A 12,790-nucleotide genomic window follows, 5' to 3' on the forward strand; every position below is an offset into this window, starting at 1 on the left:
ATGCACGCTCAAGACGACCGCGATCAGTTTTCGCCCCCCCGGCCACCAGGGCGCCTGCGCGCAGTGGCCATGGCCGTGCTGGTGCACGCCGCACTGATGGGTGCCCTGACCCTGGGCGTGAACTGGAAGACCACAGTGGACCAGCCGGCGGTGGAAGCCGAGTTGTGGTCCGCCGTTCCGCAGCAGGCGGCCCCGGCAGACAACACACCACCTTCGCCCCCCGAGCCACCATCGCCACCAGAGCCCCCTCCAAGGCCGGTGCCTGCGCCCCCTCCTTCACCGCCGCCCCCACCGCCCCGCGCGCAGGACAAGCCTGACACGCACGAAGCAGACATCGCCATCGAACGCGAGAAGAAGCGGCTGGAGCAGGAAAAGCGCGAGCGTGCCGAGCAGCAAGAGCGCGACAAACGTGAACGCGACCGCCGCGAAAAGCTGGAAACGGAAAAGAAGGAACGCCTGGAGCAAGAGCGCAAGGAGCGCCTGCAAAAGGAAAAAGACAAAGAGCGCGAGCTGAAAGAAAAGCAGGCCGAGCAAAAGCGTGCCGAGCTGAAAAAGCAGGCCGACGAAAAACGCAAGGCGGAAGAAGCAGACGCCAAACGCAAGGCCGATGCGGAGTCGGATGCCAAGCGCAAATCAGAAGCCGATGCGAAGCGCCGTGCCGATGCCCAGGCCAAAGAGATGGCGGCCCAGCGCGAAGCCAACTTGCGCCGTATGCAAGGCCTGGCCGGTGCCACTGGCGGTGAGAACGCGAAGGGTAGCGACAAGGTGTCCTCAGGCCCATCGGGCAGCTACGGTGGCAAGGTCGCGGCCAAGGTCAAGCCCAACATCGTGTACCCCGATGCCATTTCGGGCAACCCGCGCGCGGTGGTGGAAGTGCGTGCGGCCCCCGATGGCACCATCGTCGGCAAGAAGCTGATCCAGTCCAGCGGCAACAAGGCCTGGGATGACGCCGTGCTGCGTGCGCTGGACAAGACCGAAACACTGCCGCGTGACATAGATGGGCGCGTCCCCTCGTCGCTGGAAATCGGGTTCCGTCCACAGGACTGAGAAACAGCCTGTACTCTCCAACCGCGCCCACCCGGTCACCACGTGACCGGGTGGGCGCAGGGCCTCAGCCATTGCAGAGCACCCCTGTACACAGATCACACCGCAGCGCGAGGCGTGGACACGCTAGAACCCGCCCACTCCAGCTCGGCGAGCACCAACACCACCAGCCCCTGCAACACGACCCAACCCTGCCCCAGTGGGGTCAGGGCCATGCCAGAACCCCAGACGAGCCAGGCACTGGCGCCCACCCAGACAAAGTTGCCAAGCGCCAGAAAGCGCACACCCGTGGATGGCAACTGCGGGCGCGATGCCAACCAGGCCGCCAGCGAAGCCGCCGCCAGCACGATCAGCGCAGCCAGTTGCAACACGTAGGCCGGGATACCCATCCACGGAGCGATGAGCGCACTGCCCAGCCCATGGCTCAGGCACATACCCAAGCCAGAGGCGGCATCCAGCCACAACACGCGGCGCAGGGTAGAAGAACGAATCGTGAACATAAGAGACTCCTGTGAACCAAGTGGTAGGAGCCCCATGTTCCGCAGCATCGGTCATGGCGTCGATGACCTGGGAGGTCATGAGACCGCAGGCATTTGGGGTGGTCTGGCGGAGCGAACCTGCTCACAATCACGGCCATGGCATCCGACACACAGCATTCCAACGCCGCCCCATTCGCGCCGACCCGGCGGATGGCCGTGGGCGACCACCTGCGCCAGTGGCGCCTGCGAAGGCGCCTGAGCCAGCAGGAGCTGGCCGATGACGCAGCCCTTTCGCCACGCCATCTGAGCTGCGTAGAGACCGGCAAGGCCAGCCCCAGCCGCGAGCTGGTGCTGCGCCTTTGCGAGCGCTTGGCCGTCCCCCTGCGTGATCGCAACGCTTGGCTGGTCGCAGCGGGCTATGCCCCCATGTACCGCCAGCAGCCGCTCGACGACCCGTCGATGCATGCCGCTCGCCAGGCCGTGCAACACCTGCTCGACCGCCACGCCCCCTGGCCCGCCGTGGCGTTTGACCGGCACTGGAACATGGTGCTGGCCAACCGCATGGTGCAACCCTTGCTCGAAGGGGTGGACCCTTCCCTGCTGCAAGCCCCCATCAACCTGCTGCGGGTGAGCCTGCACCCCCAGGGGTTGGCACCGCGCATCGTCAACCTGAACCAATGGCGCGAGCACCTGTTTGCACGCCTACAGCAGCAACTGCACAACACGTTTGACGCGTCACTGCAAGCCCTGCTCACCGAGTTGCAAAGTTACCCCGGCCAGCCAGACGAGCAGGCCCACCACTTGGCGGGAGAGCATCTGGGGGTGTTGATGCCTTTTCTCATCCAGTCCCCCTGGGGTGTGCTGAACCTGATCAGCACCACCACGGTGTTCGGCTCGCCCACCGATATCACCTTGCAAGAGCTGGCGCTGGAGACGTTTTTTCCTGGAGACGAGGCCACGGCGCAGACCCTGCACGCTCTGGCGGCAAAGAGCACGCTCGAAGTTTGAAATTCATATGAAAAATCGCCTCTAGCGCTTACAGACAAAGCGCAAAAAGCTATAAATTCAATAGCAAACCGCAAGCCTACGAGGCACGGAAAGAAACAACGCTCACGCTCCCGCAGGCTGGCGTTTCAACAACCACTGCTCCGTCTCCTGCTGCTGCCGAAACCGCGCCCAGTCCAGCACATTCTTGCCATGCGGGTCGCGGCCCCACAGGTCTACACGCTGCTGATCCAGCCATTGCAGCACGGGGATGCGGCCTTTGGCGGCCGCCAGCATGGCCGGTGTCTCGCCCCGGCTGGCGGGGGCTGGTTCGGTCAAGGATTGCCCTTGTTCTTTCAACCAATCGAGGCAAGGCACGCAGCCGCTTTGCGCGGCCATGTGCACGGGGCCCCAATCCCAGCGGTTGCGTGCCTGCAGGCTGGCCCCCGCCTGCACCAGGCGTTGCGCCACCGCCAGATGGCCACCATAAAAAGCCCGCAGCAGGGCGGTGTCGCCGCGCTCACTGTCTTTGGCTGTCTGCCGCAGATCGGGCTGGGCCCCAGCCTGCAGCAGCGCCTCGACATGCGCCAGTTGCCCCCGATGGGCGGCCAGCATCAACACAGAGGAACCCGTGTCCGCGAGCAAATTGGGGTTGGCGCCATCGCGCAATGCCTGCACCAGCGCGCTGGCATCGCCCGCATTCTGGGCATCCATCAGGCGGGCATCCGCAGGCGCCCAAATGCGCGAGGACGCCACCGTGGTGGGGCCTTGCGACACAGCATGCCGCCCCGCGCCCACCACCGCGCGCCCGCCATAAGCCCACCACACGAGCATCCCAAAGGCCAAGAGCCAAACCCAGCCACCCCAGGCTGGGCGTGAATGTGCAGCCACCTGGGGCCGCTGCGCCCCCGGCGTGAAGCGCCCCCGCCGGTCCAGCCAGGCATGGGCCACCGCCTGGCCCACGGCTTGTGCAGCAGCCGTGCCGCTCAGCCCCGGGGTCAGCTTTTGCAGATGCCCTGACGCATCCTTGCCCAACACCGCATGGTAGGCCTGAGTCCCAGCCGTGAACTGCAGCTTGTGCACCAGCGCCTGGCTGGATTCGCCCGGCAACGACGCAACGCGAGACCACACCCAAGAGCCGCGATGCACCACCAGGCCATCGTCTTGCACCCGCAGCGTCCACCGCCGGGTGGCGGCATGCAACGCCCAGACAGGCAAAACCAACAAAGCCAACCAATCCCAAAAGCCGCTCGGCAGCACCAAGGCGCCAGGCTGGATGCGGTCGTTCACCCACCACTCCAGCGCCAGCAAAGCCAGCGCCACAGCCGCGGACCAGCGCCACGCGGTCTGCTCGAACGCGAGCGACCAGGCATCCGCTGTCTCCGTCAAACGCACGTCCGGGGGAAGAAAGCGCGGAAGCTCATCGGGCTCCAGCATGCCCAATGAACCCAAGGCCGGAGGGGCGACATCTTGCCCAAAGGCTGGTGGCTCGATGGGGACTTCTTGCGTCCACTGCGCCCGCCGGTCAAAGCGGTCTGGCACGGATGCGGGCTCAGACCACGAAGGTGCAGCGGCCTCTACCGGCAGGTCATATGCCAGTTCCAACGTTCCCTCAGCACGCACCAGCTCCAGCCGCCAGTCCACCCGCTCACCACCGCGCCGCGCACCATGGGTAGGGGCATCCTCAGGCAGCTCAAAACGCGCGACCAGACGCCTACCGCCGTCACCCGTCGGCTGGCGCCGCGCCGTGGCTTCCAGCACCTCCACCCGGCGCTCGGGCGATCCCGAGCTGGACTCGTCCACTCGGTATTGCGCCAGTTGCATGCGCAGGCTTTCGGCCCCCGCCTGCTGGACGGCCCGCACAGGCAGCACCAGGGTGATTTCGACCGGCCGCCCCGCCGTGGGCCGTGATGGCAAGGCCGTCATGCCCATCCCTTGGTAGCGCCAGGCCTTGCGGCTGTGATGCCAAGCAGCCACCACCAGCCCCACGCCGATCACCACAAAGATGCCCATGAAGCCCTTGCCCCACCACGGCGCCTTGCCATCCGACCAGAACAAAGCGGCCATGGGGAAAGCGATGCCACACCAGAACATCGCGAAGAACCACAACGCCCCCTGCCCCTTGGCCAAGGAATGGCGCGGCTCAAGGTCCTGCGCATCTTCCTTGGGGCGCCACAAGATGCGCAGGAACATCCATGCGGCCGCCACGCCAACGCCGGTGAACACCAGGGCAAACGGAAGTCGAAAAATTTGCAGCCGCCAGCGGATGCTTCGGTCCAGCAGTGCCTGGGCCGGGGCCTGTGGGTTGACCCAGGCGGTGACGGGTTCACCCCGCTCCTGCGCTTGGCTCAGGGTGCGGTGCCATTGCGCCTGCCAGTCACCCACGTTGTCTGCGCCTGGGCGCAGGTCGAGCCCCACGCGTTGCCCTTCGTAAGCTTGCCCAGCCACCGTGTAGCGGTACCGGGCCTGCACCTGGTAGGTGGTGCCACCTTCGCTGCCTGGGTGTTGCTTCAGTTGCACATCCAGCACCTGGGCTGGCACGGGTTGCCATTGGCGCACGGTCCATGCCGCCGACGCGGTCTCTGCCAAAGGCCGCAGCCCTGCCCAGTACCCACCGGCACCAAACGCCACTGCAAAGATGGCGCAGAAAACCAGCAAAACCCCTCGTCCCATTGCGTTGTCCATGCTTGCCTCCTTTTTGTTGTTGTTATGGATGTCTTGTTTTGGGCTCCAGCATAGTGACGAATTCATGACGGCTGCATGACAACCAAGGCAGGGCAAAAAAAAGCGGCCCCGAAGGGCCGCTTGTGTTGCGCAACGAACGCAAGGATCAGGCGGTCACGCCCTTGGCGGTTTCTGCGTACTCTTCGATCTGGTCGAAGTTCAGGTACTTGTAGATCGAAGCACCATCCTTGTTCACGATGCCCATGGCGTCGTGGTACTCGGCCACCGTGGGGATCTTGCCCAGCTTGGACGCGATGGCGGCCAGCTCAGCCGAGGCCAGGAACACGTTGGTGTTCTTGCCCAGGCGGTTGGGGAAGTTGCGGGTGGAGGTAGACACCACCGTGGCGCCTTCGCGCACCTGGGCCTGGTTGCCCATGCACAGCGAGCAGCCGGGCATTTCGGTACGGGCACCGGCGGCGCCAAAGTTGGCGTAGTGGCCTTCCTTGATCAGCTCGCTCTCGTCCATCTTGGTCGGTGGTGCCACCCACAGCTTGACGGGGATGTCACGGCTGCCGCCCAGTAGCTTGGCTGCAGCGCGGAAGTGGCCGATATTGGTCATGCAAGAACCGATGAAGGCTTCGTCGATCTTGGTGCCAGCCACATCCGACAGGGTCTTGGCATCATCAGGGTCGTTCGGGCAGCACAGGATGGGTTCCTTGATGTCGGCCAGATCGATCTCGATGACGGCTGCGTATTCGGCATCCTTGTCGGCTTCGAGCAGGTTGGGGTTGGCCAACCAGGCTTCCACCTTTTCGATACGGCGCTGCAGTGTGCGTGCATCGGCATAGCCGTCGGCAATCATGTTCTTCATCAGCACGACGTTGCTGGTGAGGTATTCCTTGACGGGCGCTGGGTTGAGCTTGATGGTGCAACCGGCAGCAGAGCGCTCTGCGGATGCATCAGACAGTTCAAACGCTTGCTCGACCTTCAAGTCTGGCAGGCCTTCGATTTCAAGGATGCGGCCGGAGAAGACGTTCTTCTTGCCAGCCTTGGCCACCGTGAGCAGACCCGCCTTGATGGCGTACAGAGGAATGGCGTGCACGAGGTCGCGCAGCGTCACGCCAGGCTGCATTTCGCCCTTGAAACGCACCAGCACCGATTCGGGCATGTCCAGGGGCATCACGCCCGTTGCAGCACCAAACGCCACCAGACCGGAGCCAGCGGGGAACGAAATGCCGATGGGGAAGCGGGTGTGCGAGTCGCCACCAGTGCCGACCGTGTCAGGCAACAGCAGGCGGTTGAGCCAGCTGTGGATCACGCCATCACCAGGACGCAGGGCCACGCCGCCACGGTTGCTGATGAACGCGGGCAGTTCGCGGTGGGTCTTCACGTCCACAGGCTTGGGGTAAGCCGCGGTGTGGCAGAACGATTGCATGACCAGATCGGCCGAGAAGCCCAGGCAGGCCAGGTCCTTCAGCTCGTCGCGGGTCATGGGGCCGGTGGTGTCTTGCGAGCCCACGGTGGTCATCTTGGGTTCGCAGTACGTGCCGGGGCGCACGCCTTGGCCTTCTGGCAAGCCCACGGCACGGCCCACCATCTTCTGCGCCAGCGTGAAGCCTGCGGTTGTGGCCACAGGCGCGGTTGGCAGGCGGAACAGTGCGGAAACAGGCAGGCCCAGGAATTCGCGGGCCTTGGCAGTCAGCGAACGCCCGATGATCAGGTTGATACGGCCGCCAGCGCGCACTTCGTCAAACAGCACATCGCTCTTGAGCTTGAACTCCACCACGGTCTCGCCGTTCTTCACGATCTTGCCGTCGTAGGGGAGGATGTCGACCACGTCGCCCATTTCGAGCTTGGACACATCCACTTCGATGGGCAGGGAGCCAGAGTCTTCTTGCGTGTTGAAGAAGATGGGGGCGATCTTGCCACCCAGCGTCACGCCACCAAAGCGCTTGTTGGGCACAAACGGAATGTCTTGGCCCGTGGCCCAGATCACGCTGTTGGTAGCCGACTTGCGGCTGGAGCCCGTGCCCACCACGTCGCCCACATAGGCCACCAGGTGGCCCTTCTTCTTGAGGTCTTCGATGAACTGCATCGGACCGCGCTTGCCATCTTCTTCAGGCTTGAACGCCGCGCCTTCGCGGGTGTTCTTGAGCATGGCCAGGTAATGCAGCGGAATGTCGGGACGGCTCCAGGCATCTGGCGCGGGCGACAGGTCGTCGGTGTTGGTTTCACCGGGCACCTTGAACACGGTGACGGTGATCTTCTTTTCGACTTCAGGGCGGGTGGTGAACCACTCGGCATCGGCCCAGCTCTTGATGACTTCCTGCGCCTTGGCATTGCCAGCCTTGGCCTTGGTCGCGACATCGTTGAAGAAGTCGAACATCAGCAGAGTCTTCTTCAGGCCCTCTGCGGCCACACCCGCCACTTCGGCGTCGTCCAGCAGTTCAATCAGCGGGTGCACGTTGTAGCCGCCGACCATGGTGCCCAGCAACTCTGTGGCCTTGGCCTTGGAGATCAGGCCTACCTTGATGTCACCATGAGCCACAGCGGCCAAAAAGCTGGCCTTGACTTTGGCTGCATCGTCCACACCGGGCGGTACGCGGTGGGTCAGCAAATCGAGCAAAAAGGCATCTTCACCGGCAGGTGGGTTCTTGATCAGCTCGATCAGTTCAGCAACCTGCTTGGCTTCCAGGGGCAGCGGGGGAATGCCCAGGGCGGCGCGCTCGGCTACGTGGTCACGGTAGGCTTTCAACATGGTTTTCTCCGGTTGTTTTCTAAAGTGGGGCGATGGCGCGCCTGCCCTTTCAGGCAATCGGCACCGACGTTTTTAAGGCAGTGTCTTGTGCTGGCAAACCAGACTGCAAGAGGCACTGCCCGGATGATTTACTTGCTACCCTTGGGCGCGTCGAACACGCTGGGTGGCGGAGTCTTCTTGATGGCTTCGGCCACCACGACCTGCTCAGGGCTCATGCATTCGTCAGCCATGCGCTGGCCCAGCTTCTGGTTCATCAGCATGGACTTGTTGGCAATCTGCAGCCACACAGCACCGGCCTTCTGGTCTTCCAGACGCACGGCCCCCGTGCTGGTAGCCACTGGCGTCATGCGGTACTTGAAGCCTTTGCCTTCCACATGGAAATAGCCCGGCGTGGCGGCGTCTGCAGAGATATTGACCACAGCACCCAATTCGCAGGGGATACGGCCCACATGCACGCGCTCGGCAATGGCCAGTTCTTCAGGTGACAGGGCGGCCTCTGCGGCAATGATGCCGGTCGCTACCTGGTTGGCAGCGCTCTTGAGCTGGGTGCGGCTGCTGGTTTGCTGTGCCTTGGCTACTGTGGTCTTGTTGGCGGGCGCACTGGCATTGCCACTGGCCTTGGCGGCAGGGGCTGGCTTGGCCTTTGCCGGCGCATCCTGCTTGGCGGATGTGGTCTTGGAAGCGGGCTGGGCCGCCGTAGTGGCCTGCGCCATCACCCATGCGGGAGCAAGCAGCATGACTGCAGAAGCGATCAGAGTTTTCATGGCGTCGTGGGTCCTGTGGAATGTCAGGCTATAAAGAAGAGTTCAATGCGCAAGCATCAAACCAGTGACTGACGGCGGGAGGCAGCGACACACCTGTGCGGTGCGCGCGCTCCAGCAATTGCCAGTAAAAACGGTAGCTGGCCCGGTCATGCAACACCCCGCCATGGCTGATAGGTGCCCACTGCGCGGTTTCAGCCGCCAACAAAATCTGCGATGCCGTCTGCACCTCATCCATGGCGGGCGCGAAAGCACGCAAGATGGGCCGAATCTGCGACGGGTGAATGCTCCACATGCGGGTGTAGCCCAGCTCCTGCGATGCCTGTGTGGCGGCAGCCTGCATGGCGGCGGGGTCTGTGAACTCGGTCACTACGCAATGCGAAGGGACTTTGCCATAGGCATGGCAAGCAGCGGCAATTTCAAGCTTGGCCCGCACCACCAACGGATGGGCAAATTGCCCCCGTGACGTCATGGCATGGGCAGGGATCGCGCCACCGTGGGCCGACACAAAGTCCATCAAGCCAAAGCTGAGGCTCTGTACCCGGGGGTGGGCCGCAATGTCAAAAGCATGCTTTACGGCCAAAGGGGATTCGATCAGTGCGTGCAAAGGCAGGCCTGCGGCGCCTGCGCGCTCCAGCGCCCGGTCCACCGCCAACACATCGTCAATGGACTCGACCTTGGGCAACATCACATGGCACAGGCGATCGCCCGCCAAATCCACAATGGTGGCCACATCATTGGCAAAAGCGGGGTGACTGGCTGCATGCACCCGGGCCGCAACACGGGCGCCCGCAGGGGCTTGCGCGGCCAACCCGCCCACCAGGCGGGCATGCTCGGCCTCAAGCCCTACCGGCGCGCCATCCTCGCAATCGAGGGTGACGTCCACCACGCAGGTGCCAAATTCTTGGGTCAGTTCGGCCTGCATCTGCAGGCTTTTACGCATACGCGCTTCAACCCCGCTGTAGTGGTCGCAAACGGGCAATAAGCCCGTTTGCGCCTGCGCACCCAACAGCAGGGTGCGAGGATGCACCTGTGCCCGCCCTGCCCCGCCCGCTGGGGCAGCGGAGGTCGCAAGACCCGAGGACTCAGAAGGGGCAGGCACGGGTACCACAGGCAGATTTACAGCAGGTGCTTGACGCCGTCTTGCTCGCCTTGCAGCTCAGCCAGCGTGATGTTGATGCGCTCTTGCGAGAAGGCATCAATTTCCAGACCTTCAACGACCTTGTACTCGCCGTTTTCGCAAGTCACAGGGAAGCCGAACATCGTGTCCTTGGGAATGCCGTATTGGCCGTCCGAAGGAATACCCATGGTGACCCACTTGCCATTGGTGCCCAGGGCCCAGTCGCGCATGTGGTCGATGGCCGCATTGGCAGCCGAAGCAGCCGAAGACAGGCCGCGGGCTTCAATGATGGCAGCACCACGCTTGCCCACGGTAGGCAAGAAGGTGTTGGCGTTCCACTCTTGGTCGTTGATGGTCTTGGCAACGCTTTCGCCGTTGATGGTGGCAAAACGGTAGTCGGCATACATCGTGGGCGAGTGGTTGCCCCAGACGGTCAGCTTTTCGATGTCAGCCACAGCCTTGCCGGTCTTGGCAGCGATCTGGCTGGCAGCGCGGTTGTGGTCCAGACGCAGCATGGCGGTGAAGTTCTTGCGTGGCAGATCAGGGGCCGACTTCATGGCGATGTATGCGTTGGTGTTGGCGGGGTTCCCTACCACGAGCACCTTCACGTTGCGCGAAGCCACGGCATTCAGGGCCTTGCCTTGTGCGGTGAAGATGGCACCGTTGACGGCCAGCAGTTCGGCACGCTCCATGCCAGGGCCGCGTGGACGCGAGCCAACCAGCAAAGCATAGTCAGCGTCCTTGAATGCAGTCATGGGGTCGCTGTGGGCGGTCATGCCCACCAGCAGGGGGAATGCGCAATCGTCCAATTCCATCATCACGCCCTTGAGCGCCTTTTGGGGGCCTTCGGCAGGCACTTCCAGCAGTTGCAGGATGACGGGCTGGTCCTTGCCGAGCATTTCGCCAGAGGCGATGCGGAACAGCAGTGCGTAACCGATTTGACCAGCGGCGCCTGTAACGGCAACACGGACGGGCTTCTTGCTCATGGTGAAAACTCCAGGAAGTGACAAAAACAGGTAAAGGTGCAACGCAAGCACCAGCGCCTGTTACCAGCAGCCCGTGCCCCGCAAACAGCCTTGGAGTTTACCCCTGTTTCATGGCCTCGGTCAATTTGTCTTATGTCTTATATAAGATATGATTGCGCAGCTTCAAATTGCCATCCTGCCCCACAGCACCCACGACCAGCGCCATGTCTTCGCTCCCGTTCGCCGCCGACAATCCCGCCACGCCGCAAAGCGCCACCGGACTGTCCACGCCTGCGTTCAGCCCGCTGTACCAGCAAATCAAAGGGCTCATCCTGCAAAGCCTGCAGCAAGGCGAGTGGAAGCCCGGCGAAGCCATCCCCAGCGAGATGGAACTGGCGGCGCGCTTTCGCGTAAGCCAAGGCACCGTCCGCAAGGCCATTGATGAGCTGGCCGCTGAAAATCTGGTCATGCGCCGCCAAGGCAAAGGCACTTTTGTGGCAACGCATGCCGAGCAGCATGTGCAGTACCGATTTCTAAAGCTACTGCCCGACACCGGCGATGCCAGCGTGGAGGGCCCCGCCCAGCGCAACATCATCGACTGCCGCAGGGTGCGCGCCTCTGCCGAAATTGCGCGGACCTTGGCGCTGCGCAGCGGCGATGCCGTGATACAGGCCAAGCGCATTTTGTCGTTTGCCGGGGTTCCTACCATTTTGGAAGACATCTGGCTGCCAGGCCATGCCTTCAAGGGCCTGACGGGCGAACAGATGGCGAACTACCAAGGCCCTACTTACGCTATGTTTGAAATTGATTTTGGCGTGCGCATGGTGCGCGCCGAAGAGAAAATTCGGGCCGTTTTGCCCGACGCAGACCAAGCCGCTTTGCTGCGAGTCACCACCGGCACCCCCTTGCTCAGCGTAGAGCGCATCGCTTACACCTACAACGATGTTCCGATGGAGTTACGCCGCGGTTTGTACCTCACAGACACACACCATTACCGTAACGAACTGAGCTGACAGCAGGCTGGCACCTGAGCGCAAAGGTCAAAAATTCAACCCAACACAAATCCCCGGTTGTTGCATTGCAATAGAATTTTGTGTTGTTTGCATCTTCCAATTACAGAGCAGTTACATCCACGAAAGCACCAGACATGACCGAACTAGCCAAAAAACGGCCTGAATTCCGCAACATCAATGCCTTCAAGGACCTGACAACCTACCGCATGGCGCCAGCAGCATGGGTTTCCATTCTGCACCGCGCCAGCGGGGTGATCATGTTCCTTTTACTGCCTTTCATCCTCTGGATGTTTGACACGTCTCTGTCATCTGAAATCTCTTTCGCCAAATTCAAGGCGGCTTTCAATGTCGGTTTGTATTTTGTTCCCGGCTGGTTCGTCAAGCTGGTGGCCTTGGCATTGATCTGGGCCTATCTGCACCACTTCATCGCAGGCCTGCGCCATTTGCTGATGGATGTGAACCACGCAGCAGTCACCAAGGAATTCGGCAAGTCATCCGCCGTCTTCACCTTGGCCGTGAGCATTGGTTTGGCGTTGGTGCTTGGCGCCAAGCTGTTCGGTCTGTACTGATTCAAACAATAAGGCAAGTGCAGCACCTGGCAGCACCGCCCCACCCCCAAAGAGGAAACTGATATGTCCGTCAATTACGGCTCCAAGCGCACCGTCGTCGGTGCCCACTACGGCCTGCGCGACTGGCTGAGCCAGCGCGTCACCGCCGCCCTCATGGCTTTGTTCACCATTGTGGTTCTGGTTCAACTCGTGACCTCCAAGGGCCCGATTGGCTACGACCTGTGGGCTGGCATTTTTTCCGCCCAATGGATGAAGGTTCTAACCTTCTCCGTGATCGTGGCCATGGCATGGCACGTGTGGGTGGGTGTCCGCGACATTTTCATGGACTACATCCAGCCCGTGGGCCTGCGCCTGGCCCTGCAAGTTTTCACCATTGTCTGGCTCGTCAGCTGCGCTGGCTGGGGCATCCAGGTTCTGTGGCGTCTCTGATTCC

Annotated in this window: 11 protein-coding genes; 5 read left to right on the top strand and 6 right to left on the bottom strand. The window is 62.5% G+C overall.

Annotation, left to right across the window (positions count from 1 at the left end; translation table 11 throughout):
- Nucleotides 1-1,047, top strand: coding sequence for a cell envelope integrity protein TolA (gene tolA / locus EAG14_RS12235; RefSeq protein WP_121729016.1), 1,047 nt, complete (start codon nucleotides 1-3; stop codon nucleotides 1,045-1,047).
- A 95-nt stretch (nucleotides 1,048-1,142) separates the two neighbouring features.
- Here the strand turns inward: tolA and EAG14_RS12240 are convergent, their stop codons facing one another.
- Nucleotides 1,143-1,544, bottom strand: a complete 402-nt coding sequence (locus EAG14_RS12240) for a hypothetical protein (RefSeq protein WP_121729017.1) — start codon at nucleotides 1,542-1,544, stop codon at nucleotides 1,143-1,145.
- Between the two features lie 135 nt (nucleotides 1,545-1,679).
- Here EAG14_RS12240 and EAG14_RS12245 point away from each other — a divergent pair, with 135 nt between their 5' ends.
- Nucleotides 1,680-2,531, top strand: coding sequence for a helix-turn-helix transcriptional regulator (locus EAG14_RS12245; protein ID WP_205603386.1), 852 nt, complete (start codon nucleotides 1,680-1,682; stop codon nucleotides 2,529-2,531).
- A 102-nt stretch (nucleotides 2,532-2,633) separates the two neighbouring features.
- Here EAG14_RS12245 and EAG14_RS12250 read toward each other — a convergent pair whose 3' ends face one another.
- From EAG14_RS12250 to EAG14_RS12270, 5 genes are all read right to left on the bottom strand, one after another.
- Nucleotides 2,634-5,192, bottom strand: coding sequence for an ankyrin repeat domain-containing protein (locus EAG14_RS12250; RefSeq protein ID WP_121729019.1), 2,559 nt, complete (start codon nucleotides 5,190-5,192; stop codon nucleotides 2,634-2,636).
- Nucleotides 5,193-5,337: 145 nt separating this feature from the next.
- Entirely contained in the window at nucleotides 5,338-7,929 is a 2,592-nt protein-coding gene (acnB, locus tag EAG14_RS12255; RefSeq protein ID WP_099655170.1) for a bifunctional aconitate hydratase 2/2-methylisocitrate dehydratase, read from the bottom strand.
- A gap of 128 nt (nucleotides 7,930-8,057) precedes the next feature.
- Nucleotides 8,058-8,693 carry a hypothetical protein gene (locus EAG14_RS12260; RefSeq protein WP_121729020.1) on the bottom strand — a complete coding sequence of 212 codons (636 nt, stop codon included), beginning with the start codon at nucleotides 8,691-8,693 and terminating at the stop codon, nucleotides 8,058-8,060.
- 28 nt (nucleotides 8,694-8,721) lie between these two features.
- A complete protein-coding gene (locus EAG14_RS12265; protein WP_233194815.1) occupies nucleotides 8,722-9,633 on the bottom strand; it encodes a CoA ester lyase in 912 nt (303 codons plus the stop codon).
- Between the two features lie 176 nt (nucleotides 9,634-9,809).
- Nucleotides 9,810-10,796 (bottom strand): malate dehydrogenase, encoded by a 987-nt coding sequence (locus EAG14_RS12270; protein ID WP_099655168.1) that lies wholly within the window; start codon nucleotides 10,794-10,796, stop codon nucleotides 9,810-9,812.
- 203 nt (nucleotides 10,797-10,999) lie between these two features.
- On the opposite strand from EAG14_RS12270, the gene EAG14_RS12275 reads away from it, so the two are divergent.
- The 3 genes from EAG14_RS12275 (at nucleotide 11,000) to sdhD (ending at nucleotide 12,786) form a co-directional block, all read left to right on the top strand.
- Nucleotides 11,000-11,788, top strand: coding sequence for a GntR family transcriptional regulator (locus EAG14_RS12275; RefSeq protein WP_099655167.1), 789 nt, complete (start codon nucleotides 11,000-11,002; stop codon nucleotides 11,786-11,788).
- Nucleotides 11,789-11,922: 134 nt separating this feature from the next.
- Entirely contained in the window at nucleotides 11,923-12,357 is a 435-nt protein-coding gene (gene sdhC, locus EAG14_RS12280) for a succinate dehydrogenase, cytochrome b556 subunit (protein ID WP_099655166.1), read from the top strand.
- Between the two features lie 63 nt (nucleotides 12,358-12,420).
- Nucleotides 12,421-12,786, top strand: a complete 366-nt coding sequence (gene sdhD / locus EAG14_RS12285) for a succinate dehydrogenase, hydrophobic membrane anchor protein (protein WP_121729021.1) — start codon at nucleotides 12,421-12,423, stop codon at nucleotides 12,784-12,786.
- Nucleotides 12,787-12,790: the final 4 nt, after the last annotated feature.

Source organism: Acidovorax sp. 1608163, assembly GCF_003669015.1.
GTDB lineage: Bacteria > Pseudomonadota > Gammaproteobacteria > Burkholderiales > Burkholderiaceae_C > Acidovorax.